This window comes from Candidatus Eremiobacteraceae bacterium, assembly GCA_035314825.1.
GTDB lineage: Bacteria > Vulcanimicrobiota > Vulcanimicrobiia > Eremiobacterales > Eremiobacteraceae > JAFAHD01.
The window spans coordinates 64,797-90,152 of sequence record DATFYX010000044.1 but is presented as its reverse complement, the minus strand read 5'-3'; the positions used below and the strand labels follow the sequence as shown (position 1 = coordinate 90,152).

Sequence of the window (25,356 nt, the reverse complement as noted above, 5' to 3'; positions counted from 1 at the left end):
CGCATGAGAACCGCTGCTGCTGCGTGCGCGACGCTCGCCCTGCCCGTCCTGCTCGCGCTGGTCGCGTGCAGCCGTGCTCAAACGAGCTATAGCGGTACGCTGCAATCCGAGTCGGCGAACGTAGGCAGCACGGTCGGGGGGCGCATCGTCGCAGTGCTCGTGAGCGACGGGCAACGGGTGAAGAAGGGCGATGCGATCGTGCGATTCGATCCGAAGGATCAGAAAGCAGCGCTCACCCAAGCGCAAGGTCAGCTCGCGCAAGCGCAGGCGAACCTCGCCGACCTGCTCGCCGGTCCGCGACAACAAGATATCGAAAAGGCGGACGCGCAAGCCGCGCAGGCGCAAGCGGTCTATCAACAGGCGTTGCTCACCGCACCGCACCAGATCGCCGAAGCTTCGGCCAATCTCAAACAGGCACAGGCGGCAGCCGCGCAGGCGCAGCACGACGCGGATCGGGCGCGCACGCTGTTCTACGGCGGAGCGATATCGGCGCAAGCCCTTGATGCCGCGCTTTCGGCGACGCGCCAAGCACACGCGCGGCTGGTTTCGGCGCAGGCGCAGTTCGAGGCGGCGCGCACCGGCTCGGTGCCTCAAGGCATCGACGCGGCACGCCAGACGTATGAGGCCGCGGCGGCGAACGCGGCATTGGTCGCCGCCGGGACCCGGCCCGATCAGATCCAACAAGCGCGCGATGCGGTCAAGAGCGCACGGGGTCTGGTCGGCGCAGCCAAGGCCCGTCTGGCTGAGATGACCGTGACGGCGCCGGCCGACGGCATCATAAACGATCTCGATCTACGTCCTGGAGATCTCGTGGCGGCCGGCGCTTCGGTCGCCAGCGTCGACGAGTTCGTCGACCCGTTCGTGCGCGTCTACGTGCCTCAATCGATGCTTGGGCCGATGAGAGTAGGGCAGCGCGTCAGCGTGCACTCGGACGCGCTTCCCAAGCGCTCGTTTGACGGGCACGTCGAGGCGATCGACTCCAGCGCGCAGTTCACCCCGCGCGACGTGCAAACGGCAGAAGATCGCGCCGACCTGGTGTTCGGCATCAAAGTGCGTGTCAGCGATCCCGAGCGCGTGCTGCGCGGTGGCACGACCGTCGAAGTCAGCCCATGAACGGCGCCGGCCCGGCGATCGTCGCGCAGGGGCTTACGAAACGCTACGGCGAGCAGACCGTCGTGCGCGACCTGAGCTTCGACGTCGCGCGCGGCTCGATCTTCGGCTTCCTCGGACCCAATGGGAGCGGCAAGTCGACCACCATCAAGATGCTATGCGGGCTGGTGACCCCCAACGCCGGCCGCGGGAGCGTCGACGGTTTCGATGTCGAGCGCCAAGGCGACCAGGTGCGCGCCGCCATCGGCTACATGTCACAGCAGTTCTCGCTGTACGGCGATCTGACGGTGGACGAGAATCTCGAGTTCTACGGACGTGCATACAATCTGGACAAGGCGCGGCGCGAGCGGCGCAAACGCGAGGTCACCGAGCTTGCGGGAATCGGCCAGTACAGCCATCGGTTAGCCGCTCAACTTTCCGGGGGCTGGAAGCAACGGCTGGCGTTAGCGACGGCGTTCCTTCATGAGCCCAACGTGCTGTTCTTGGATGAACCGACCGCAGGCATCGATCCAGTCGCGCGCCGGGATCTGTGGGATCTTCTTTTCAGGCTCGCGGAGACCGGTGTCACGCTGTTCGTGACGACGCATTATATGGACGAGGCCGAGCGCTGTTCGCGCGTGGGCTACATCTTCAATGGCGAGCTCATCGCGCTCGGCACGCTCGAAGAGCTGCGGCACTTGCCAGGCGTGCAACCGGCCGGAACCGTCCGCTACGCCGTCCACACGGTCGATGTCATGCCCGCGTTTTCTGCGGCCAAGGGCCTGGCCTACGTCAAGGACGTCACGATTTTCGGGCGCGACCTGCATCTCGTGGTCGCAGCAGACGTCACGCCGGAGCGCTTGCGTTCCGACCTGGCTGCGGCGCGGGCCGGAATCGAGGGGATCGAGCGGATCGAACCGTCGCTTGAAGACGTCTTCGTGGCGCTGACGCGCTCGCGCGAGTTCGCATGAGAGCGGCGTTCGATCTGCGCGGCTTCTCGGCCGTGCTCTACAAAGAGTGGCTCCACGTGCTGCGGGACCGAGGCACCTTGGTCCTCGCGTTGATGCTCCCGATCCTCCAGCTCTTGATCTTCGGTTATGCGATCAACACGCGCGTCGAGCACATCCCAACAGCCTACTACGACGAGGATCGCGGCGCGCTCGCTCTGCGGGCATTGGATTCGCTGCGTACGTCACAGCAATTCGACCTCGTCCGCAAGGCCTCGTCACGGCCGGAGCTCGAGCGTCTGATCGTGGCCGGCAAGGTCCATGTCGCAGTCGATATACCACCGAACTTCACCGCGGACGTGCTTGCCGGCCGGCAGGGTCAGATCCAGGTCCTGATCGATGGTTCGGATTCTTCGATCGCGCAGCAGGCGTATGGTGCGTCAGGCCTCATCGGCCAGGCATTGTCGGCGCAACTGCGCCCGCAGCCGGCGAGCGTCGCGCTCATCGACGTGCGGCCGCGCATGCTCTTCAACCCCGATCTGCGCAGCGCGAACTTCCTCGTGCCTGGGCTCATCGGCTTGATCATGCAGCTCATCACGATCTTCCTGATGGCGCTCTCGATCGTCGGCGAGCGCGAGCGCGGAACGCTCGATCAACTGCTCGTGACACCCATCGGGTCCACCGGCCTCATGCTCGGCAAGATCGTGCCGTACGCGTGCATCGGGTTCGTCGATTTCTTGCTGGTCTTGCTGGCGATGGTCTACATCTTCAAAGTGCCGATCGCGGGGAGCGTACCGCTGTTGCTGGTGCTCGGCGCGTGCTTCTTGATATCGGCCCTGGGGCTTGGCTTGCTGGTCTCGACGATCGCGCAGACCCAGCTTCAGGCCATCTTGTTGACCTTCGCGCTCACCGGACCGTCGGTTCTGCTGTCAGGCTTTTTCTTCGAGCGAGAGCTCATGCCGCCGGTCATGCAGTGGATCGGCCTGTTCATCCCGATGACGTACTTCTTGGAGATCCTGCGCGGCATCATCTTGCGCGGGGCGGGGCTCGATGCGCTGTGGCCGCAGGTGCTGGCGATGTGCGGGCTCGGCCTGGTGCTGATCCTCGTGTCCAGCATCCGCTTCGCGCGCACGACGTCATAAGACGCCGCCGTTCGAAGGCTCTGGGGTCGGGGGCGGTGTCGGAAGAGCTCCCGAGATCACGTCGAGCTTATGCGAGATCTCGTCGTCGGTCATCGACCCGACCACGTAGCAGTCTAGTACGCCCTGGCGCGTGAAGAACAGGTGCGCCGGGAATTCGACGTTCTTTTCGGTGGTGCCGGTCTCGAGCGCATACGTGAAGCCGCCAGTTTGATCCATCGCTATCGGATAGGATATGCCGTACTTGGTGCGATAGGCGCGCACCGTATCGTCTGATTCTCTGAAGTTGATCCCGACCACGCGAAGCCCGTGCTCATAGCGATCCGTCGCTGCTCGAACGATGAAAGGCTGCTCGTTCACGCACGGCTCGCACCAGGTGGCGAAGATGTTCAGCCAGACCGCATACCCCGCATACTTCGAGAGAGCGAAATCCGGCCCGTCGAGAACGCGCATCTTGATCTCGAGCGGTCGATCGTACGGCAACGTCGTGTTGTGATCGCACTCGACGGCCGCTCGTGGTGTCTTCGCGCCGACAACAGCGGCTACGAGCCCAAACAGAAACTGTTCACGCAGCACAGCGCTGGCGGGTTCACATCCCGAGAAACTGATTCCCGCCCACGGCTTACTCCCGCCCTGCGGAATTCCTAGCCGAGGATGAGATCGAGCAGTGGCGGATAGCACTGCGCGACGCATTGATTAGGGTTATCCGGTTCGATGACGTCGTGCATCGCCGGGAAGCCGACGAGCCAGGCGGCTGAACTTGAGACCATGCCGGTGCCGCGCCAGTGCTCCGAGAGCTGCTCGGGCACGCTGTTGTTGACCGCCGGGTCGCGCGGGTTGAGCGCGAAGATCATCTGCGTGCGCGCCCGCCCTGCAAGCGGAGCTTGCGCGCCGAGCGTCCACTCGCCGATCTTGTAGCATTCGCCGAGCGCGCGCAGCGGATAGCGGGGGTAGGCGTGGCTCGGCGTGATCGCTTCTTTGAGCGTCGGATTCCACCACGCGTAGCGTGACGGCGGCATCGCGCGCATCCACGCGGCGGCATAGACGCTGAGCGGAAACCAGATATGATCGATTCCGAACGCCGGCGACAGCGCGACGCAGCGGTCGATATCGCCGCGCTGCGTCACGAGCCACGCGGTCAGCACGCCGCCCAGCGATATACCGTGCACGACCAGCCGCCGGCCCAAACCGCGGGCGGCGTCGACCGCTTCCATCGCGAGCGCGCAGACCTGTTCGGCGGTCATGCGCTCGAGCCGGGTCGTCATCCGGTTCACGTCGCCGTGCTCCGGCAGGCGCGGCACGAGCACGTTGCAGCCGCGCGCGTGCAGTCGCTGCGCGAACAGCGCGTATTGGGCCGGGCAATTGGTGAAGCCGTGAAACAGGACGACCGTGGTGTCGGTCGGACGGCCGTGAGAATAGAGCGCCGTCCGTCCGACGGGGAGGATGCTCGCGTCATCGAGGGCCTGGATCCGGCGTACGAGCGCCAGCGCATCGTCAAAGCGGGAATCATCGGCCTTCGCGCGCGGCAGCAGCGGTACGGCGGAAAGCAGTCGGATGAAATCGCGACGGTACATCGACCGGGTCGCGCGCTAGACCTTGAGTTCGACTTTTTCGAGGGCCTTGGTGGTCGAGACCACGTGATGGTTGAGCCGTAGCTCTTCGGGCGAGTAGCCGAACGCGAGGCCAAGCAGTTGAGGCAAGTGGAAGATCGGCGTGTCGATCACCTTATGCATCACGGCGGCCGCATCGGGCTGCTGCGCGTCGAGGTTGAGATGGCACAGGGGGCAGGGGGTTACCAAGAGGTCGGCGCCCTTTTCTTTGGCCTCGAGGATGTGGTTGCCGCCCATGGTCAGCGCCTTATCGCGGTTCATGGTCACCATCGGGAAGCCGCAACACTTGGACTTGCCGTGGTACTCGACCGCTTCGCCGCCGACGACCTCGATCAGCTGTTCTAAGTAAGTCGCGCGCTCCGGCCGCTCTTTGAGGCCGAGGTACTCCTGCGGACGCAGGATGTAACAGCCGTAGAACGGCGCGATCTTCAGGCCCGTCAGCTTGTGCTTGACGAGCGAGCGGATCTTGTCGAGCCCGATGTCTTCGACAAGGATCCACAGCAGATGTTTGACCGTCGTCGTTCCTCTATACTGATAGCCGCTGTCGGCGAGCGCGACATTGGCGGCGGCGAGGCGTTCAGGGCTCTTGCGGAAGTGATAGTTATGGTTGGAAAGCACGCCTTGGCAGGTCGAGCAGATGGTCATCAGCGTCGCGCCTTGCTGCTCGGCCATGGCCAGCGTCAAGCCGTTGAGCGAATCGGCCAGCGGCGGATTCTGCTCGGAGAGCACGCCGGCGCCGGTGCACGGCGCCTCGGTCAGCTCGTGCAGCTCGAGTCCGAGCGCTTCGGCGACTTTGCCGGTCGAAACGTACAGTTCGGGGCACGCGCCTTTAGAGACGCAGCCGGGCCAGAATGCGACTTTCATTTGAATCGTCCGCCGATCTTCTTGAAGAGGTTCTTGATTCGCTCGACGTGCGGGACCGCATGGTGGATGAGGGGCGGGAACTTGCCGGCGCGCAGCAAGTTGAACGCCGCGGGCAGCGACTGCAGCTGCGCGGGGATGTTGAAGAGTCCGAGCGACTTGGGCATCAGCGTGAGCTCGTTGAGACGGCCGCTGTCGCGCACCGATTCCGCGAACGCGTCCGCATGGCGCGTGCCCGTGTTATGCGTGAAGCCGGCGTCGACCGCCATCTTGCGGAGTTTGAGGATCTGGTCGAGCGGTGCGACGCCTTTGGGGCATTGCTGCACGCACTCGTAGCAGTGCGTGCAATCCCACACGCCGTTGGGCTCGCTGTACTGCCCCAGTCGCTGGGTGGTTTCCGCGTCGCGTGGGTCGGCCGTATACCGATAGGCCTTGGCCAGCGCGGCGGGTCCCGTGAAGTCCGAGTTGACGGCGAACGACTCGCAATCCATCAGGCACGCGCCGCACGAGATGCAGCTCACCTCTTGGAGGAGCTCTTCCATCGCGGCGTTGGGGACGCAGTATTCTTCGCCTTGGGGCACCGGCTGTTTGTTCTCAAGCCACGGCTTGACCGAGAAATTCTTCTTCCAGAACGGCGTCATGTCGCAGACCAGGTCGCGCACGATCGGCATCGAGGGCGGCGCCTCGACGGTGACCTTGCCGTCCGGCGTGAAGTCGCGCAGCTTGCTCGTGCACACAAGACGCGCGTGGCCGTTGACCCACATGGCGCACGATCCGCAGATCGCGCTGCGGCACGCACAGCGCACGCCCAAGCTCTCGTCCTGATATTCGCGGATGGCGATGAGCGCGTCGAGGACCATCGCGTGCTCGGGCAGGTCCACCTTGAACGTCTGGTAGACCTTGGGCACGGCGTTCTGGTACGGCGGCCGGAACGGCTGGCCAGGCTCGCCCTTGGGCTGCGGCTCTCCGGGCGGGCTATAGCGCCCGACGACGACGGTCCATTCCATCAGTACTTACGCTCCTGCGGCGGCCATTTGGTGATCGTCACCGGCACGTAGCTGATGACGGGCTGGCCGTCGCGCCGGGTGATGAGGATGTGCTTGAGCCATTCCGCGTCGTTGCGCTCCGGATAATCGGTGCGCGATTGGGCGCCGCGGCTTTCCTTGCGTTCGATCGCGCCGAGAATCGTGGTCTCGGCGCAATCGAGCATGTAGCCGAGCTCGAGCGCGAAGGTGAGCGCCTGGTTGTAGATGCGGCCCTTGTCGCGCACGGCGACGGTCTCATAGCGCTTCTGCAGATCATGCACCTGCGCGAGCGCCTCGCGCAGGCCGGCCTCGTCGCGATAGACGCCGACCTTCTCGTCCATCAGATTGCCGAGCTCGAGCCGCAGCTTGGCATGCGTCTCGCCGGTCGTCGGACGGTCCATGAACGCCTGCACGCGTTTTTGCTCGGACGCCAAGAACTGCTCGCCGGCGGCGTCGGGCGGCATGGCCGATACCGTCTTGACGTATGCGGATGAGTTACGGCCTGCGTGGCGGCCGAAGACGAGCGTGTCGAGCAGCGAGTTCGCACCGAGGCGATTGCCGCCGTGCACGCTCACGCATGCGCATTCGCCCGCGGAATATAAGCCTTCGACCGGCGTGCGCGCGCCGGCGTCGGTCTTCACGCCGCCCATGATGTAGTGCATGCCCGGGCGCACGGGCACGGGCTGGTTGAGCATGTCGATGCCGAGGAAGTCGAGTGCCATCTCGTGGATCTGCGGCAGCTTCTTGAGGATGACGTCGGGTCCGAGATGCCGCAGGTCCAGCAGCACGCAGCCGTCGATGCCGCGCCCGGCCGCGATCTCCTGCCACTCAGCGCGCGACACGACGTCGCGCGACGCGAGCTCCTTCATCTTCGGCGCGTACTTCTCCATGAAGCGCTCGCCCTGCGAATTGAGCAGGTAGGCGCCTTCGCCGCGCGCGGCCTCGGTCATCAAGAAGCCGGAGCCCTTGAGCGTGGTGGGATGGTACTGCACCATCTCCATGTCCATGACCGGCGCTCCCGCCCGATAGGCGAGCGCGATGCCGTCACCGGTGCAGATGAGCGCGTTGGTGCTGGGCTCGTACACGCGGCCCATTCCGCCGCTTGCCACGACGACCGCCTTGGCGCGCAGCAGCACCAGATCGCCGTTCATCATGTCGAGCGCGACGACGCCGCGGCACGCGCCGTCCACCATGAACAGCGCGGTCGCGAACCATTCCTCGTAGACCTTGACGCCCGCTTTGAGCAGCTGATCGTACAGCGTGTAGAGCAGCGCCTGGCCCGTGATGTCGCCGACGAAGTAGGTGCGGGCCTTGGAGGCGCCGCCGAACGCTCGCGTACCGAGCTTGCCGTCCGGACCGCGGTAGAAGATGACGCCCATATGCTCGAGCTCGATGATGTCGGCAGGCGCTTCGCTGCACATCACCTCGACGGCGTCTTGATCCGCGAGATAGTCGGAGCCTTTGATGGTGTCGAGCGCGTGGATCTCCCACGAATCGCCCTCGCCGATCGCGGCGTTGATGCCGCCTTGGGCGGCGCCCGAGTGGCTGCGCACCGGATGGACCTTGCTGATGACGGCGACGTTCGCGCCATTGCGCGCTGCCTCGAGCGCGGCACGCATGCCGGCGAGACCGGCGCCGAGCACGATGATGTCGTGGTCGACAATCACGGCAATCTCACCCCTATCGGTCGTCTGCTAGGCGTTTGCCGTTCCCTCCGGTCTGAGGCGCGACCTACTGGCGTGCATATGTTCGGGCGACTTTAGTCGAGCTTTTCGGCAAGCATCTGCGCGACGGGCTCGCGAGGCTGAGCCGGTGCGATCGCACCCGCTATCGCGAGCCCCGCGGCGATGAGCACGAGGTTCTTGACCACGAATTCGCCCTGCACGGTGAGCAAGAGCGGATCGCCGTGCTGGAACGAGTTCTCGGGCTCGAGCACGAGCACCAAGAACGTGCCCAACATCTGCACGAAGAAGAGCAGCATGGTCACGCGGATCGCCCAGCCGGTCAACAGGCCGGCGCCGATGACGAGCTCCAGCACGCCCATCGACTTGACCGCGACATCGGCGGGCAGGAACGGCAGCGTGCGCGCCACGAGATCTGCAACCGGGCTGACCCCGAACAGCTTGAGCGCGCCGAACCAGATGAACACAAGCGCGAGGGCGATGCGCAGCACGAAGACGCCGTGGGCGCGCACGAAACCGATCGCCGCATCGTCGAAGCGCTGGAGCCAGCCCGGTGCCCGCATGCTCATGCCTCCGCCTTTCCGCCCCTGTTCTTCCTTTAACCCATTAACGCCGACGGCCGATGAACCTTCTAGGGCAGGAATCCGACGAATCGCGCAGAGTGGCGTGGTCTTGTCGCCCGCCCGCTGCGCCACTCAAACGGTCGAATAAATTCGACCGCTACAGGGGTGGTGCCGAGAAACGGCGATGCACGCAGCAAACAGCGCCGACGCCCAGCTCGAAAGCGAGTGGCTGAGGCAGACAGCACACGGGGATCGAGCGGCGTTCGAGCGGCTCTTCCGGGCCTACGAACACCGCCTCTACCGTTTCTTGCTCGGGCTCGTGCGCGAGCCGCAGGTCGCCGAGGAGCTGACGGGAGACGTCATGCTCGAGGTGTGGAAGAACGCGGCGCGCTTCCGCGGCCAATCCAAAGTGTCGACGTGGATCTTCGGCATCGCCCATCACAAAGCGGTCGACGCGCTGCGCAGGCGCGCGCCGGCACACGTCGACCTGGAGGAGTTGAGCGCGGTTCCAGATGCTGGCGCAGGGCCAGAAGCGCAAGCGATGGCGGACAGCGCGCGCCGTGCGCTTGCCGATGCGCTGCTCGAGCTGACGCCTGAACACCGCGCGGTGCTCGAGCTGACCTTCACCAATGGATGCTCGCAGGCCGAGATCGCGGCGATCGTGGGCTGCCCCGTCAACACCGTCAAGACCAGAGTGTTCTATGCGAAACAACAGCTGCGCCGGATCTTCGAGCGCAGGGGCGTTCGGAGAGATCTGCCATGAACCACCAAGACGTCGCCGAATTGCTTCCGTGGTACGTCAACGGCACGCTTGCGCCGCACGAGCGCGCGCAGGTCGAGGCCGAGCTCGCGTCCTGCCCCTTGTGCGCCGGCGAGCTGGCCGAGCTGCAGCGCATCCACGCCGCGATGCACGAGATCGACCAAGACGCGCCCGGTCCGTCAGAATCGCTGATGGCCCGCACGTCGGCGCGCATTGACGCGCAGCCGGCGCGCGTGGGCGCCGCGTTCTCGGTGAAAGATTGGTGGAACAGTCTCACCGCCGCAGGCAAGATCACGGTCTTAGTCCCCGCAGCGCTGGCCGCCGTGCTGGTCGTCATCGCCGTGCGCCAAAGCGCGCTTCATCAGGTCGCTCTTTCCACCTATACGACGCCCGCCGGCGTTGCGGGCAAAACCCTCGACGAGCGCACCCAAAGCACGGATCAAGTCGCACAGGCACCGGCGCCTCCCCAGGCAGGGGCTCCGCTGCCGATCACGAGTGGCGCCGTCGCCCGAAGCGCTTCGGTGAATGAGGCCGCGGCGCCGGCCACGAGCCAGCTGCAAGCCACGAACGTTCTGAAGCGCGTGCCTTTGCCGTCCGGCGAGCGCCCGCAGCTCATACGCACCGGCACCATTGACTTGCTGGTGCCAGACGTCGAGCAGACGCTCGCGCAGCTCCAATCCCTGGCTCAGCTCCAATTCGGCGATGTGATCTCGCTCGATGATTCGACGCCCTCGACGCCCGGCGTCCGCCACACCGCGCAGGTCCAGTTGGCCGTGCCCGCCGACCGCTTCGATCAGACGATGCAGGCGCTCGTCAAGCTCGGCGCGGTGCAATCGCGCAATATCAGCGCTGAGAACGTCTCCGACCAGATCGTCGACGCCCAAGCCAGGCTTCGCAATCTGCGCCGGACCGAGACCGACATGCTGCGCATCCTCGACCGTGCGGGCAAGATCCCGGATGTGCTTGACGTGACGCAGCAGATCGCGCAAGTACGCGAGCAGATCGAGCAGCTCGATGCGCAGGTGCAATCGCTGCAGCATCGCGTCGCCTACTCGACCATCTCGATCGCGATCGAGGACGAGAAGCCGGTCACAAGCGCGCAACCTGGCATGGGCGCGCAGCTCGACGACGCCTGGAAAGCCGCCGTGCGCGAACTGCGCAACTACACGGTGCGCGTCGCTGCCGTCATGCTGACCATTATCGCGTTCGCGCCCTATTGGCTGGGGGTGCTGCTGATCGCTCTGTTCATCGCCAACCGGCTGCGGCGCCCGTCCGGCGCCTGAGGACTACCTGCGCCGCTGGAGAATCAGCGGCGCATGCTCGCCCTCGTGCTCTCCGTCGCCGTCGCCGCCGCTACGGCGCCGCCCCCCGCGCCGCACGATCCGGTCATCGCCGCGGTCGGCGACCTCGTCTGCGATCCGCGTCCCCACACCCTGCCCGATATCGAAGACGTGCTGGGGGGCTGCAGCTCCAACCAGACGTTCGCGCTCGTGGCGCACCGGCCGCTGGCAGCGATCCTCATCTTGGGCGACGCGCAATACGAGGACGGTGCGCTGGTCGCGTTCCAACAAGGCTATGCCAAGTCGTGGGGCAAGCTCAAATCGATCACGCATCCGACGCCGGGCAATCACGAGTACTATTCATCGCCGCATGCCGACGGCTATTTCACGTATTTCGGCCGGTCGGCGGGCGATCCGGCCAAAGGCTACTACAGCTTCGACCTGCCCAACTGGCACTTCATCGCGCTCAACGGCAACTGCGCCCTCATCGGCGGCTGCGCCGCCGATTCGCCGCAGGAAGCGTGGCTGCGCGCGGACCTGGCCGCGGATCACGCTTCGTGCACTCTCGCGTACTGGCATCAGCCGCGCTTTTCGTCCGGCTTTCACGGCAACGACACCCAGTATGGGCAGTTCTGGAACGACCTTTACGCCGCCAAAGCCGACATCGTTCTCGGCGGGCACGATCACGACTACGAACGCTTCGGCCTGCAGACGCCGGCCGGCAAGGCGGATCCGCAAGCCGGAATCCGCGAGTTCGTGGTCGGCACAGGCGGCCGCAGTCACTCGTTCTTCCTTAGAATGGATAGGAACAGCGAAGCGCGCGCATCTGGAACCTTTGGGGTCATGTTCCTGACGCTTCACGCGCACGGGTACGATTGGCGCTTCACACCGATCGCCGGCTACCACTTTTCAGATAGCGGAAGCGGGACATGCCATGGTCGAGGCCCCTGATTTCACGCATTAGATTCCTTGGAGTAAGTTTCACGCACGGAAGCGTGTGTCAGAAAAGTCAGTACTTCTCCTTTTGGCTCTGACTGTCTATAATGTGCGCATGTTTACAAGCTTAGCCCTCCTTATCGCACGCGTGCTGCTCGGTTGGATTTTCATCGCCCACGGCGCGCAAAAACTGTTCGGCTGGTTCGGCGGCTACGGCCTCAAGGGGACCGGTGGATTCTTTGAGGGCCTCGGCATGAAGCCCGGCGTGCTCTTCGCGTTCGTCGCGGGCGCGGGTGAGTTCGTCGGCGGGCTGCTGACCCTGCTCGGCTGGCTCAACCCCGTCGGGCCCGCGCTGATCATCGCGGTGATGATCGTGGCGATCGCGACCGTCCATATCCCCAAGGGCTTTTGGATGACCAACGGCGGCTACGAGTACAATCTCGCCAACATCGCGGCGGCATTCGCCATCGCGGGCGCCGGCTCGGGCGCGTACTCGCTTGACGCCGTAGCGCCGCTGGCGCTGTTGAGCCAACCCAACGCGGGTTGGATCATCATCGTCGCGGCGGTTGTCGGCGCACTGCTCTCTTTGGTCGTCCGTCGGGTACCAAAAGCCGCTGCCACCTCCTAGGGGACCGGCTCCTTCGCTTCTCGTTGCGCACGCCGCCGTGCGAGCCGTTGTCGCACGGCTACGAATACCGTCGCCGCGAGCGTGGCGGCCAGAACGGCCATGACCTCGCGCGGGCTGCCGCCGAACAGCGCGACGAGCGCTGAGGCGAGACAGCCCCCGCCGCCGATGCCGATGCGCCTGGCCAGCTGCGCGCCATCATTGCGGTCCGCATCATCGAGCTGAATCCGCGGATCGCGCAGCCCCTTTGCGATCAACACCGCGAGCAGCGAGTAGGCGAGCCCGATGCTCGCGAAATACGCGCCGAGCGACACGTCGTCGCCGAACGTCGATACTAACAACAGCGAGTAGGCGACGAAGACCGTCGCCGCGAGAAACGTGAAGTTGAGCAACACGCTCGGCGTATCCGGATAGAAGTAGCGCGCGAACAACCGGTGATGCAGCCACCACAGCGCGCAGACGAACGCGAAACTCGCCACGAACGTCACGATATGGATCGGGTGCGCTAACAGATCGCCGCTGGCGCGCGGGACCTTCAGCGTAAAGGCGAGCTGCGAGAGCGTGAAGGCGATGACGATATCGCTGAACGTCTCGAGCCGCCGCACCGTATGTTCGTGCCGCGGCGGCTTGACTGCGGCGCGGGCGTCGTCCATCGCAGCGGCGTTTAGCCGCCAGCGCTCGTTTCGCCTCGATGCGCTGCGCGTTACGTTCGGGAGCCCGTGTCCTATCGTCGGCCGCTCCGAACGAATTCGCCAATCCATCAATAGATGAGAGAGATTCTACGGCACAGCGGCTGGCCAGGAGCCGCATGACGCCTGAGGCGAAATTGCGCGCTACGTCGCCATGGGGGAGTCGCTCATCATGCGTTCGATTTTGCGTATTTCAGCCATTTCACTCGCTGTCGGATTCGCGCTCCTGTGCGCGCAGGTTTCGCCCGCCAGGGCCGGCACGACCGGCGCGATCAACGGCACCGTCACCGACGGCGGCGGCCATCCGATTGCGGCGGTGCAGGTCAGCGCGGCCGCTCCGTCAGGCACCTCAAAGACGATCACCGCGGGCAACGGATTCTACGCCCTCAACGGATTGTCGCTCGACACCTACGTCGTCACGTTCATCAAGGCCGGCTTTCAGACGACCTTCGTGCCCGGCGTGACGGTGACGCAGGATCAGACCCGTCGCGTGGACGCGGTGATGCAGACCGGACCGAAATCCCTCGGCACGGTGACGGTGCGCAGCGCTCAGTCACTGGTGCAACCTGCGACGACCGCGAGCAGCTATGTCGTGAACCAGCGCACGCTGCAAGACATCAACGGCACACCGCAAGACCTCAACGGCTTCCAAGCGTTCAATTCGCTGCCCGGTGTGACCACCGACTACGCGGGCTATCCAGTCATCCGCGCGGGCGCGGAGAACGACGTCGGCTATCAGCTCGACGGCGTCGACAACACCGACCCGGTCACCGGCCAGTTCCTCAACGCGGTCACGCTCAACGGCGCGCGCAGCGTGCAGCTGGCGACCGGCGGCTACGACGTGGCCTCGGGCAACACCAATTCGGGCGTGATCAACGAGGTCATAAAACGGGGCGCGTATCCGGGCGCCGGCCAAGCGACCTTCCGCCTAGGCTGGCACGAGTACGATCACGAGATCTCGATGGACTACGGCAGCGCGACGCCGGACAACCGCTTTAGCTATTACTTCTCGTTCGGCGGCCAGCGCATGGCGACCGACTATGGCAACAACGCGACGCTGCTGCCGCTGACCCTGGGATACCAGAACTTCACCACGCTCAACGACGTGGTGGGCAATTTCTTCTATCGCTGGGGCGGCGACAACCGCAACGAAGTGCAGTTCCTTTCCAACCTGAGCGGCCAGACCTTCGACTTCGCGACGCTGATCAATCCGGCGCAGGCGCCCTACCCGACGATCAACGGCAACGACGAGGCCGGCACGAATCTGCTCAACTTCCCATGCAACCCGACGCCCTGTGTGCCGCTGTCCAATTTCATCACGCTGTATCCCGGCCAGGCTGCCGTGAATCAGAACATCAACGCGGTCGACACGCAGACGTTCAACTCGACCATCGACAAGCTCAACTACAAGCGCCAGTTCAGCGCGTCGAGCTTCGGCGATCTGACGCTGTTCCGCACGAGCGAGAATCTCGTGTCTTCCTATCCGTACAATGTCGGATCGTTTTCGGACACGTATCAGGATCTGAACACCGTCGGGCTCGGGATCCAAGCAGACTACGACAATCAGCTCAGCAACCACCACGAGCTCGGTGCGGGCGGCACGTATACGTACTACTCCTCGCTCTTCAAGGCCGCGTTCCCCAGTTTCGAGCCCATCGTCGAGCCGCTCGAAGGCATCGGCTGCCAGCAATTGCTGCTGACCACGAATCCTGGCCCGGGCGTCGGTGGCTGCTACATCGGCCCGCTTAACGCGCAGCTCAACGCGACGCTTGGCACGACTCTGCCGACCAGCGGACCGCTCGCGCCGCTGAACACCTTCGCGGACAGTACGTCGTACACGGACGCGCCGATCCATCGCTACGATTTCTACGTCAAGGACCGCTGGCAGCCGAACGACTTGCTTACCGTGACGTTCGGCGTACGCTACGACATGGAGGTCATCGGCCTGCCCAGCGACGCCGCGGCGCAGAACATCAGCTACTACACCGACGACACGACGCCAGCGGGCTGCGGCGCTCCTCCGAATCCGCCATGCAACATCGTCACCTTGCCGGGCTCGCCGATCGGCACCGACGTCACGCGCCCGTCGCAGATCAGCCCGCGCATCGCCGTCTCGTACCAGCTCGGCCCGCACGACGTCGTGCGCGCATCGTATGGCAAGAACATCGAGTTCGAGCCGATCTCGGCCGTCCAGAACTCGTATCGCATCGATCCGTCGCTGGCGAACTGCACGATTGCGAGCGGCTGCTTCCAGCCGCTGCCGGGTTACAGCCCGACGTGCGTCAACGGCGTCGACCCGGCGAACTCCAACGCGAGCTGTAACGGCTTCTCAAACCTGCAGCAGCAGATCCTGGCCGACCTGAACACCAACAACTTCCAGTCATTCACGCCTGTCGTTCCGCAGCGTGCGATCAATTACGATTTCTCGTACGAGCACGACTTCGGCCATGGGCTGGACACGAAGATCACTCCCTACTACCGCCGCGGCACCGACTACGTGGTCACCAGTTCGAATTTCCTGTTCAACCTCCCCAGCGGTACGCCGGTGTTCGGACCGGCGCGCTCGGTGAACGCGGGTATCAACTCGAATACCGGCGTCGAGTTCGAAGTGCAAAAACAGGCGACGTTCGGGTTTTCCGGGTTCTTCAACGCGACGTACGACAACACGCTCGCCAATTACGATAGCGACTTCTTCCCGACCGTCAACAACGCGGCGCTGGCCGCCGGTCATTTCTTCCACGTGACGTATGTGTCGCCGCTGGTCGCCAATCTCGTGGTCGCATACGACTCGCGCCAGGGCCTGCACGCCTCGGTCGATATCCCGTACGAATACGGCTATCCGTATGGCGTGGGGACCAAGACCTTCGTCTTCCTCCCGTGCAGCCAGGTGCCGACCTGCACGGGCGATCCGACCAGCACGGTCCCGTATCAGGTGCTCAACACCGATCTGGCCGCCTCGACGCCGTCGGAAGCGTACTACTTCACCGATCCGACCAATCCGGGCACGATCACCGCACCGAACATCGTGTCGTCGCGCGGCACGCCCGAGGGACCGGACCCGGGGTCATTGCGCGGTCCGCAGATCCTCACCGTCAACGCCAGCATCTCGCAAGACATCGGCCGCGGCCCCAACAACTTCCAAGTCGGCGTGCGCGTGCTCAACCTGCTGGGCAATTACACGCCCGCGGTGGTCGCGAACAATCCATATTACGTTCCCAATGGCCTGGGTGGCTACGGAGTCGGCTCGGGCTTCAACACGAATCAGTGCCCGGCCGGCGTGGTCAACCAGTTCGGCTGCGAGCCGTTCCAGAACAACTACACTCCGTATCCGTACGAAAGCGAAGCGTTAGGCCCACCGCGCCAGTGGACGTTCTTCTTGAGCATGAAGTACTGACGGGTCCGTACGGCGGCGTCACTTCAGATAGCGGTCCATCCAGGCCGCCCAGCGCCGGTAGATGTCCTCGGAGCGCACCGGGTCGTTCGGATAGTGCCCGCTCACCGGATAAACGACGAACGTCACCGGCAGGTGGCTGTCCTTGAGCCCGTGATAGAACTCATATGAGTGGATCACCGGTACGCGTACGTCGCCGGAATCGTGCAGCAACAGCGTCGGCGCCGTGACTTTGGCGACGTAGCTGAGCGGCGACTGGTCGCGATACGCTTGGAGCAGTGCGGCCGAATCCCACGGCGAACCGCCGAAATAGAAGCGGCCCAGCACGTTGTAGTCCGATGTCGCATAGTCGACGAACGCGTCCGCGGGCGCGGCGCCGGCCATCGCGGCCTTCCACACCGCGTAGTGCGTGATGAGCCACTCGGTCATGTAACCGCCGTACGACCAGCCGGACACCGCGATGCGCGTCTCGTCCACGATGCCCAGCTTCTTGACGGCCTCGATGCCGGCCATGACGTCGCGCCCCGGGCCGTCGCCGGCATCGTTGAAGATCGCGATCTGGTACGCGTTGCCCTGGCCGTCGCTGCCGCGATAGTTGGGCGAGAAGACGAGGTAGCCGTGCGCGGCGATGTACTGCGGCAGGCCCGGCCAATCGGTGTCGCGCCAACTCGCGATCGACGATTCGGTGGGTCCGCCGTGGATCTGCAAGACCAGCGGGTATTTCTTGCCGGCGACGTACGAGGGCGGGTAGAAAAGCACGCCGCTTTCGGAAAACCCGTCGGGTCCGGTCCACGCGATGTTCTGGACTTTGCTCTGCGCGCGCGCATCGATGGCCGCGTTGTAGTCGGTGAGCCGCACCGGCGGGGCGAATGTCGAAGCCATGTAATAGACCTCGGTCGCGCGCTGCGGTTCCGAACCGGCGAAGGCGATCTGCCCTGCCGCAGTGGCATCGAGCGTGCCGGGCACCGGATCGACCGCCTGCGTATCGATGCGCGACGAGTCGCCGTGCTCGCCGACGATGAACAGCCGCGAACGGGTCCCTTGAAACGCGTTGACGACCAGCCGATGCCCGCTCAGCCAGCGCGCGCCCATCGCGTCGATGTCGAGCGTCTGCGTCGCCGCGATACCATCACCGCCGCTCGCGGGCGCGATCATCATCATCGTCTGCGCTAGCGCATTATCGGCGCGCGCGTAGGCGTACGCGATGCGAGTGCCGTCCGGCGAGTAGATGGCGCCGGCCTCGAGGCGCTTGTGGTCCGTGAGCTTGCGGATCGAGCCGATGGCGACGTCCAGCACGTCGGTCACGGTGCCGACCGCATCGGAATTGTACGCATTGTCCATGCGCGCGAACACGATCGAAGCGCCGTCGGGCGACCACGCGAAGAACGGCATCGGAGCGACCTCGGGCAGCGGGTAGATGAGCTCGCCCTTGGGTAGGCTCCAGCTGCCGCTGGTGAGACGGCGCGGCGCGCCGCCGGCGATCGCTTGCAGCCACAGATGCGAGGGCGTCGGCTTGGCGGTGCTCAGGTAGTCTTGATCGCCGACCTCGAATGCATCGAGTCCGGCCGCGATGGACTTTGCGTCTGGCGCAGCATCCGGCGTCGCGTACGCGATGGCCGAACCGTCAGGGCGCCACGCGAACGAGTCGACGCCACGTGGCAGATGGGTCAGCTGGCGGACGGATCCGCCGCGTACGGAGACGATGAAGATCTGCGGCGCGTCATTCGCGTCGGCGATGTACGCGATCGCGGCACCGTTGGGGGACCATGCCGGATCTGTCACGCCGTATGATGCCGGTGTCACCGGCGTGCGCGTGTGCGTCGTGCAATCGATGACCTCGATGCGCTCGACGTAGCGATTGGTGGTAAAGTCCTGGCGCTGCACGACGGCCGCCACGCGCCTGCCGTCCGGAGAAATGGCGAGGCTGGGTATTTCCACGTACGTGCGCAGGGTCTCGAGATCCAAAGCCTTCGAAGCGTTCGAAGCCGACGCGGCTTGAGGCGCGCCGGCGAACGCGAACGCGGACAAGACGGCGAGTAAGAGTGTCTTCATCACGGCCGCCGTTTCGCTGCGTGGAAAGAGCGCTCATTCCGATTGCAGGGCATTTACGAACGTCGGTGAACGCCGCTTGTCCGCTCTCTCGAGAGAACCTACAAATGAGTCGGTTCTTGTTCTGCAAAGGAGTTCGTCGTGCCAGAAGGCCCGTTCGTCAAGTTTCTCGAGAAGACCAAGCATAAGGACTTCTCGAAAGACGTCTATGAGCAAGTCCTCAAAGTATTCGAACATCACGGTCTCAAGGAAAAGCAGATCAGAGCGTTCTTGTGGGGCTCGATCAAAGATATCGAGGCTCTGGTCGCCGAGGAATACAAGGCTCTTGGGGTGACGCCGATGCAAGCCTTCTCATACGGACCGCCGCGGCCCAACGTGTGGCCCGGTGGTACCGGCGGTGGCGGAGACCCGCACTCATAGCCTGGTCCACACCGCCATTGCCGGACCTGACCATTGTCGGGGCGGGCATCGACGCCGGACGCGACCTGACGCCGGCAGCGCGCTGGCATATCGAACGCGCCGATAAGGTATTTTTCTTGGTCGGCGATCCGGTCGCCGCTGGCAGCGTGCTTGAGCTAAACGCCAGCGCCGAGTCGTTGCACACGCTCTACGACGTCGAAAAGCCGCGCATCGACACGTATGAAGAGATGGTCTCGCGCATCATGGCGAGCGTCCGCACAGGCGCAAAAGTATGCGTGGTCGCCTACGGCCACCCCGGCGTCTTCGCCTATCCGATGCATCGCGCGATCGCCCAGGCTCGCGCCGATGGCCACACCGCGACGATGCAGCCGGCGGTCTCCTCGGTGGATTGTTTGCTCGCCGATCTTGACCTCGATCCCGCCGCGTGCGGGTTGCAGATCTTCGACGCATCCGATCTGGTGTTCAGAAGGCGAGCGTTTAGCGTGGATAGCCCGCTGGTGTTGTTGCAACCGGCCGTGACCGGCGATCCTAGCTTCAAGATCACGTACGGACGCGAAGGCGTCGCCAAGCTCGCAGGCTATCTCGTCGAGTATTACGGCGAAAACCATCAGGCCATCGTCTACCAGGCATCGCAGTACTCGGTGTTCGGCCCGCTCATCCAACGCACGACCGTCGGCGCGCTCGCAGATGTTGACGTGACCACCGGATCGACGCTGTACATCCCGCCTAAAGAGCCGTCGCCGGTCGGGGAAGAGCGAGGCTAGGGCGCGAAACGCCCTCATCGGGGGCGAAACGATGGCGGACTCCGCACAAACGCACAGACTCGTCGGCAGAGATCCGCAGTTGGCGCTGCTGCGACGGCTTCAGGAATCGGCGAAGTCCGGCGCCGGCAGCGTGGTCTTGCTGGGCGGCGAGGCAGGGACGGGTAAGAGCCGCCTCGTCTTCGAGTTCTGCGCGGCGCTCGCATCCGCCGAAACGCGGTACGCGGTCGGCCAATGCCTCGAATACGTCCAATCGCCGTTCGCGCCATGGCTCGCTGCGCTCGCAACCCTTAACGACGCCGACCCGGCGGTCCTCAAAGCATCACCGTCTGTCCGAGCGACCCTTTCGCATTTGCTGCCGGAGCTCGCCGCCACGGCTGTACCGGCTGAACCGGCGACCGACAAACTGCGCCAATTCAACGCGATCGTCGAAGCGTTGCGCGATTTCGGCGCAGCGCGACCCACGGTAGTGGTGATCGAAGACATCCACTGGGCTGACAGCGCGTCGTTTGAACTGCTGCAGCACCTCGCAGCGAATATCGGCGATGCGCGCCTGCTCGTCGTTGCCACCTATCGCAACGACGAGCTCAAGCGCGCGCAAGCCTTGCGCCCGATGCTCGCCAAGCTTGCGCGCCAGTCCGCGGTGCGGCGCATTGAGCTGCCTGCGCTGAGCGCGTCCGAGATGCACGAACTCGTGTTCCACGTGCTTGAGGGCCGGGCTCAGCTTCCAGCCGCGACGATCGGCGCCATCTGCTCGCGCGCAGAGGGCAATGCGCTGTTCGCAGAAGAGCTGCTCAAGTCGGTGCTGGAAAGCGGCCGGCTCGAAGCGCCGAGCTTGCCTGCGACCCTGAGCGAGGCGGTGCTCGAGCATTTCGCGGCCCTGACCGTCGTGGAGAAGAAGATCATCTCACACGCGGCGGTGATCGGCCGGCGCTTCCAAGCGGCACTGCTCGCAGAGATCGTCGGCCTTCCTTTAGAGGACGTGACCGCGGCGCTCAAGCACGCGGTCGAACTGTCGCTGATCGCCGAAGAGAGCAACGGCGTCGTCTTCTTCGCCTTCAGGCACGAGCTCACGCGCCAGGCGATCTATGAAGAACTGCTCGCGAGCGAGGCCCGGCAGATCCACACGAAGATCGCCACGACGCTGGAGGGGCACCCGCACGACGAGAATACGGCGGAGCTCGCCTATCATTGGTGGCAAGCGCACGAGCGGGCGCGCGCCGCGCGGTACAATGAGTTGGCGGCGGATGCGGCGCTTAAGGTCTTCGCGTACCGCGACGCGGCCACCGCATTGGAGCGAGCGATCGAGTCGACGAGCGGCGACGACGCGCATCGCGCCGCGCTGAACCTCAAACTCGCGTACGCGCTGCACCAGTGCGGCGCCGAGGAGCAGGCCAAACGAGCCGCCGGTGAAGCGCTCTCTTTCTACGAGGCTAGCGGTGACCGGGTCAGCGCCGCGCGGACGTGTCTCGAGCTTGCCCGGATGCATGGCACGTACGGGCACACCGACGAGTCCTTCGCGCTTACACAGCACGCGCTCGAGCTGGTCGGAGATGATCCGGCAAGCCCGGCGTACTTCGACGCGCACGTGCAGATGATGCGCCTCTTCACCGAATTCCGTTGGGATCCGCAGCGCCTTGCGCAGCACATGGCGCTTGCCGACGCCGCGACCGGCGCACGCGCGCCGGAGACGCGGATCAACTTCTTGGTGCTGCGCGCGGTCAGCGACGCCGGCGCAGGCGAGGTGGATCGAGCGCTCGAGGACACCCGCGCCGCCGCTGCACTAGCGGCTGAAACCGGCGATTTCCGCAGCGCAGTCCGATGCTGGGGAAGCTTCGGGATTTCGATGCTGCAAGCGGGCGAAAGCGCGCAAGCGGCTGCGGGATTCGACGCGGCGTCCGAGATCATCCGCCACAAGGGCGTCGGCGGCCTGACGGCGATCTGGATCCGAGTCGCTTCGGCGCACGCCAAGCGGGTCAGCGGCGACCTGGCCGGTGCACGCGCTCTGCTTAAAGAGGCGCTTGCGGCGAACGTCGAGACGCCCGGCTTCCAGATGTTCATCGCAAGCGCCGGCATCAGGGTCGGTCTCATGCTTGACGACGATGCCCTGGTGACGCGGTGCGCGCGCCGCGAGCTGGTGAGCTTTGCGCTTTCGTCCGGCAACTCCAGGATGATCGGTTCAACCGCCGCGTTCGCCGAGCTCGATGCGGCGCACGGCAGGACCGACCAGGCTGCCTCGCTGTTGCGCGACGCCATCGGCGCGCTCGAGAACATCGGTGCGCCGCCTGGGTTCGGCGATGCGGATGAGCTGTGCATCGCGGCGGCGGCGTACGGCGCGATCGAGGATTTGCCGCGCGCTCGCGCGCTGCTGCAGGGCGCAGCGCGAGCACCTGAGATGCCGCGCGCCACGCGCGCCAACCTCGCGTTCTTCGATGCCTACGCGGCGAACAGAGCCGGCGACGCCGCGACCGCGTCCGCGCGTGCGCTCGAGACCGCCGAGCTTTTCCGCACCATGGCGTGGCCCTATCACGAAGCGCGAGCGCTGGAGATCGCCGGAAACCCGGAGCAGGCGCTCGAGCTCTACGCGCGCGCCGGCGCGATGCGCGATGTGCAACGGCTAAACGCGCAGTTGAATCCGGTGAACCGGCGCGGGCGAACAAAAGGCGAGCTGACGCCGCGCGAGCGCGAGATCTGCGATCTGCTCGTGCAGGGCAAGACGAACAAGGCGATCGCCGAGCAGCTCGTCCTGAGCGAGCGCACCGTGGAGAGTCACGTGTCGTCGGTGTTGACGAAGATGAGCGCAGCCACTCGCGCGGAGCTCATCGCCAAGCTCAAGGGCTAGCCGAAGGGCCTGCCGCCCCGAAGCGTGCGCTCCAGGTTCGCGACGAACTCGTCGGCGGCGCCGGGGGTCGCGCCTTGCGTCAGATGCTGGTCGAGCGCTGCCGCCGCCGCTGCGCCGCTGCCCTCGATGTCCGCGTGTATATCGATTCGCGAGCCGCCTGGCGCCGGTTGCACTCCGGCCGTCACGACGGCGTTCACGCCGCCCCGACCGGTGGTATCGTCGGCCGTGATACGCACGACCGCGCTGCGCGCCTGATCGTCCACCGACTGCACCGCGATCGCGACATCGTACGTGCCCTGCATCGGTCCCGCATGCATGGTGATGCGGGCGCTGTGAGCCCCATTGCTCATGCTCTCGAGGAGACGCGCGCCCGGAATGTGGGGCAGCACGCGCGGAACGTCCTTGATGATATCCCAGACCGCGCCTGCGGGCGCAGCGACGTGGAAGGTCCGATCGAAGATCACCGTTGGGACCGGTACAGGTGCGCGCGCGTCAGCGGCAGCGCGACGCCCCCGCCGGGCGTGCGCTTGGCGAGCAGCATCTGGACGATGCCCATCCTGCCGGCGGCGAAGCCATGCGCCGAGCCGGCCATATAGAAACGCCACACGTTATAGGTCTCGTCGCCGACGAGCGCGCGGGCCTCGGCCTCGTGCGCTTCGAGACCACGCACCCACTGGCGCAAGGTCAGCGCGTAATGCTCGCGCAGATTCTCGACGTCGCGCACTTCAAACCCGGAATCGAGCGCAGCCTCATCCATCGCCGCGAGCCGCGGCAGGTCGCCGTCGGGAAAGACGTAGTTTTCGATGAAGCGCGAGCCGTGCGGGAAGAAACGGGCCGCCAAGCCTCGCTCGTGGGCGCGTTGCGTGACGATTCCGTGATTGAGGAACAAACCGCCAGGTTTGAGCGCACCTTCGACCGCTTCGAAATATGTCGACAGCATGCCATCGCCCACGTGCTCGACCATGCCGATGCTGGCTGCCTTGTCGAAGAGACCGAGCGGCTCAAGCTCACGGTAGTCGCGCAGCTCAACGCTGACGCGATCGGCAAGACCCTCGGCGGCGATGCGGCGCTGCGCGTATTCGGCCTGCTTCGTGCTGAGCGTGATGCCGACCGCGGTCGCGCCGTGCTCGCGCGCCGCATAGCGGATCAGCCCGCCCCAGCCGCAGCCGACGTCGAGCAGACGATCGCCTGGCCGAAGCTGCAGCTTGCGGCAGATATGCTCGTACTTGTGCTGCTGGGCGTCGTCGAGCGACTCGATCGCGTCTTGGAAATACGCACACGAATAGGTCATGTCGGCGTCGAGCCACAACGCGTAGAACTCATTGGAGACGTCATAGTGGTAGGCGATCGCGGCTCGATCGCGTTCGATCGAGTGCACGCGCCCGCGTAGTCGAGCCGGACCGCGAGCTCGCGGCGGACGCTGTGCTGCGGGCAAGCTTGGCAGGCGCGCTGCCAGCCCCGCGATCGCGAGCCAGTCCGACGGCGATCGAACTGCCGCAACCGTATCCATCGCCGCAAAGGCGTGCTCGATATCGCCGCGCACGACAAGGTCGCCGCGCGCCATAGCCTCGCCGGCCGACAGATCGGATGAGCGCGTCAGCAGCGAGCGCAGCACACCGGGGTGGCGGACGACGATCTCGGCACGAATGGGGCCGTCGGGCGTCAACAATGCGGCGCCATCGGCGAGCGACATAGCGATGCCGGCATCGAGGCCGGCGAACAGCCGCGCCGTGAGCTCGCGCGCGATGCGGGTGGCTTCGCTCTCGCGCGAAGCGGCGGGGGCAGGTGGAGGATGCGTCGTGGCCACGACTCTCGTGTCCCTCCGCAGGGTCAGCTTTGCGCTTGCGAGCTCCGCGGCGCCGCCAAGCGCTCGAGCATCGTCGGCGTCGGCAGTTTGACGTCACGCACCAGTCGCAAGGCCTTGAGGACCCGGATCTGGATCCAGGTCGGGTCAAACTCGAACCAGCGTAGACCGTGCCGCGCAGAGAACGGGAATGCGTGATGGTTGTTGTGCCATCCTTCACCCCACGTGATGATGGCCACCCACCAGCAATTCGTCGAAAGGTCGTCCGTCTTGAAGCTGCGGTAGCCGAAACGGTGCGCCGCACTGTTCACGAACCACGTGATGTGGTAGACGAAGACGAGGCGGAAGAAAACGCCCCAGATGACCCACGAGACGCCGCCGATCGCGAACAGGATCAGGCCGAGCGCGACTTGGAGCCACAGCTGGTAGGTCTGCAGAAAGCGGTAGTACGGCTGCGACCACAGGTCCATCGCGTAGCGCTGCTGCTCTTCGACGCTGGGCCGCGCGTCGTTCGGCTTGTACAGCCAGTCGACGTGCGTCCAGATGAGGCCGCGATGCGCGTCGTGCGGATCGCCCTCGTCGTCTGCATGCGCGTGGTGCAGGCGATGGGTCGCGACCCATTCGATCGGACCGCCTTGCAGCGAGAGCGTGCCCCACAGCGCCGCGAAGTACTCGAGCCAGCGCGGCATCACGAGGCTGCGATGCGTCAACGTGCGATGATAGCACAGGGCGATGCCGACCGCACCCGTCATCCACCAGAGCACGACGGCGACCGCCACGCCGCTCCAAGAGAAGAACATCGGGAGAAACGCCGCGAGGGCGATCAAGTGGATGATCGCTAGCCCGATCGCGACGGGCCAGCTATAGCGCTTGAATTCCATTT

The 25,356-nt window shown here is 65.1% G+C and carries 22 protein-coding genes; 11 read left to right on the top strand and 11 right to left on the bottom strand.

Going from position 1 to position 25,356, the window contains the following annotated elements; translation table 11 throughout:
- Window positions 1-3 precede the first annotated feature (3 nt).
- The 3 genes from VKF82_06165 to VKF82_06155 are packed head-to-tail and all read left to right on the top strand — an operon-like array spanning window position 4 to window position 3,178.
- Window positions 4-1,113, top strand: a complete 1,110-nt coding sequence (locus VKF82_06165; protein HME81644.1) for an efflux RND transporter periplasmic adaptor subunit — start codon at window positions 4-6, stop codon at window positions 1,111-1,113.
- Entirely contained in the window at window positions 1,110-2,060 is a 951-nt protein-coding gene (locus tag VKF82_06160; GenBank protein ID HME81643.1) for an ABC transporter ATP-binding protein, read from the top strand. The genes VKF82_06165 and VKF82_06160 overlap by 4 nt, the downstream gene beginning before the upstream one ends.
- Window positions 2,057-3,178, top strand: coding sequence for an ABC transporter permease (locus VKF82_06155; protein ID HME81642.1), 1,122 nt, complete (start codon window positions 2,057-2,059; stop codon window positions 3,176-3,178). Before VKF82_06160 ends, VKF82_06155 begins: the two co-directional genes overlap by 4 nt.
- On the opposite strand, the gene VKF82_06150 is transcribed toward VKF82_06155, so the two are convergent.
- From VKF82_06150 to VKF82_06125, 6 genes are all read right to left on the bottom strand, one after another.
- Window positions 3,173-3,751 (bottom strand): TlpA disulfide reductase family protein, encoded by a 579-nt coding sequence (locus VKF82_06150; GenBank protein ID HME81641.1) that lies wholly within the window; start codon window positions 3,749-3,751, stop codon window positions 3,173-3,175. The two genes, VKF82_06155 and VKF82_06150, sit on opposite strands and share 6 nt — an antisense overlap.
- Before the next feature lie 68 nt (window positions 3,752-3,819).
- Window positions 3,820-4,749 carry an alpha/beta fold hydrolase gene (locus tag VKF82_06145; protein ID HME81640.1) on the bottom strand — a complete coding sequence of 310 codons (930 nt, stop codon included), beginning with the start codon at window positions 4,747-4,749 and terminating at the stop codon, window positions 3,820-3,822.
- 15 nt (window positions 4,750-4,764) lie between these two features.
- A complete protein-coding gene (locus VKF82_06140; protein HME81639.1) occupies window positions 4,765-5,649 on the bottom strand; it encodes a CoB--CoM heterodisulfide reductase iron-sulfur subunit B family protein in 885 nt (294 codons plus the stop codon).
- Window positions 5,646-6,653, bottom strand: a complete 1,008-nt coding sequence (locus VKF82_06135; protein ID HME81638.1) for a succinate dehydrogenase/fumarate reductase iron-sulfur subunit — start codon at window positions 6,651-6,653, stop codon at window positions 5,646-5,648. Before VKF82_06135 ends, VKF82_06140 begins: the two co-directional genes overlap by 4 nt.
- On the bottom strand, window positions 6,653-8,338 hold the full coding sequence (locus tag VKF82_06130) for an FAD-binding protein (protein HME81637.1): 1,686 nt from the start codon (window positions 8,336-8,338) through the stop codon (window positions 6,653-6,655). The genes VKF82_06135 and VKF82_06130 overlap by 1 nt, the downstream gene beginning before the upstream one ends.
- Window positions 8,339-8,430: 92 nt before the next feature.
- Complete coding sequence (locus VKF82_06125; GenBank protein ID HME81636.1) at window positions 8,431-8,922, bottom strand: DoxX family protein; 492 nt, start codon at window positions 8,920-8,922, stop codon at window positions 8,431-8,433.
- A 178-nt stretch (window positions 8,923-9,100) separates the two neighbouring features.
- Between VKF82_06125 and VKF82_06120 the strand changes: the two genes are divergently transcribed.
- From VKF82_06120 to VKF82_06105, 4 genes are all read left to right on the top strand, one after another.
- Window positions 9,101-9,679, top strand: coding sequence for a sigma-70 family RNA polymerase sigma factor (locus tag VKF82_06120; protein HME81635.1), 579 nt, complete (start codon window positions 9,101-9,103; stop codon window positions 9,677-9,679).
- Window positions 9,676-10,959, top strand: coding sequence for a DUF4349 domain-containing protein (locus VKF82_06115; protein HME81634.1), 1,284 nt, complete (start codon window positions 9,676-9,678; stop codon window positions 10,957-10,959). Before VKF82_06120 ends, VKF82_06115 begins: the two co-directional genes overlap by 4 nt.
- Before the next feature lie 33 nt (window positions 10,960-10,992).
- Window positions 10,993-11,907 (top strand): metallophosphoesterase, encoded by a 915-nt coding sequence (locus VKF82_06110; GenBank protein HME81633.1) that lies wholly within the window; start codon window positions 10,993-10,995, stop codon window positions 11,905-11,907.
- A gap of 100 nt (window positions 11,908-12,007) precedes the next feature.
- Entirely contained in the window at window positions 12,008-12,520 is a 513-nt protein-coding gene (locus tag VKF82_06105) for a DoxX family protein (protein ID HME81632.1), read from the top strand.
- Here VKF82_06105 and VKF82_06100 read toward each other — a convergent pair.
- On the bottom strand, window positions 12,517-13,170 hold the full coding sequence (locus VKF82_06100) for a TMEM175 family protein (GenBank protein HME81631.1): 654 nt from the start codon (window positions 13,168-13,170) through the stop codon (window positions 12,517-12,519). The two genes, VKF82_06105 and VKF82_06100, sit on opposite strands and share 4 nt — an antisense overlap.
- A 208-nt stretch (window positions 13,171-13,378) precedes the next feature.
- On the opposite strand from VKF82_06100, the gene VKF82_06095 reads away from it, so the two are divergent.
- A complete protein-coding gene (locus VKF82_06095; protein ID HME81630.1) occupies window positions 13,379-16,600 on the top strand; it encodes a TonB-dependent receptor in 3,222 nt (1,073 codons plus the stop codon).
- 18 nt (window positions 16,601-16,618) lie between these two features.
- Here the strand turns inward: VKF82_06095 and VKF82_06090 are convergent, their stop codons facing one another.
- Window positions 16,619-18,649 (bottom strand): S9 family peptidase, encoded by a 2,031-nt coding sequence (locus VKF82_06090; protein HME81629.1) that lies wholly within the window; start codon window positions 18,647-18,649, stop codon window positions 16,619-16,621.
- A 138-nt stretch (window positions 18,650-18,787) separates the two neighbouring features.
- Between VKF82_06090 and VKF82_06085 the strand changes: the two genes are divergently transcribed.
- The 3 genes from VKF82_06085 to VKF82_06075 are packed head-to-tail and all read left to right on the top strand — an operon-like array spanning window position 18,788 to window position 22,669.
- Window positions 18,788-19,066 carry a hypothetical protein gene (locus VKF82_06085; protein ID HME81628.1) on the top strand — a complete coding sequence of 93 codons (279 nt, stop codon included), beginning with the start codon at window positions 18,788-18,790 and terminating at the stop codon, window positions 19,064-19,066.
- A gap of 17 nt (window positions 19,067-19,083) precedes the next feature.
- Window positions 19,084-19,830: an SAM-dependent methyltransferase gene (locus tag VKF82_06080; GenBank protein ID HME81627.1), complete on the top strand. Its 747-nt coding sequence runs from the start codon at window positions 19,084-19,086 to the stop codon at window positions 19,828-19,830.
- A gap of 31 nt (window positions 19,831-19,861) precedes the next feature.
- Window positions 19,862-22,669, top strand: coding sequence for an AAA family ATPase (locus VKF82_06075; protein ID HME81626.1), 2,808 nt, complete (start codon window positions 19,862-19,864; stop codon window positions 22,667-22,669).
- Here the strand turns inward: VKF82_06075 and VKF82_06070 are convergent.
- Genes VKF82_06070 through VKF82_06060 form a run of 3 tightly spaced genes read right to left on the bottom strand, consistent with a single transcriptional unit; the run spans window position 22,666 to window position 25,354 of the window.
- Window positions 22,666-23,133: an SRPBCC domain-containing protein gene (locus VKF82_06070; protein HME81625.1), complete on the bottom strand. Its 468-nt coding sequence runs from the start codon at window positions 23,131-23,133 to the stop codon at window positions 22,666-22,668. The genes VKF82_06075 and VKF82_06070 overlap by 4 nt on opposite strands.
- The gene (locus tag VKF82_06065; GenBank protein HME81624.1) at window positions 23,130-24,476 is read right to left on the bottom strand and encodes a cyclopropane-fatty-acyl-phospholipid synthase family protein; all 1,347 of its coding nucleotides are present in this window, start codon (window positions 24,474-24,476) and stop codon (window positions 23,130-23,132) included. The genes VKF82_06070 and VKF82_06065 overlap by 4 nt, the downstream gene beginning before the upstream one ends.
- A 23-nt stretch (window positions 24,477-24,499) precedes the next feature.
- Window positions 24,500-25,354 (bottom strand): fatty acid desaturase, encoded by an 855-nt coding sequence (locus VKF82_06060; GenBank protein HME81623.1) that lies wholly within the window; start codon window positions 25,352-25,354, stop codon window positions 24,500-24,502.
- Window positions 25,355-25,356: the final 2 nt, after the last annotated feature.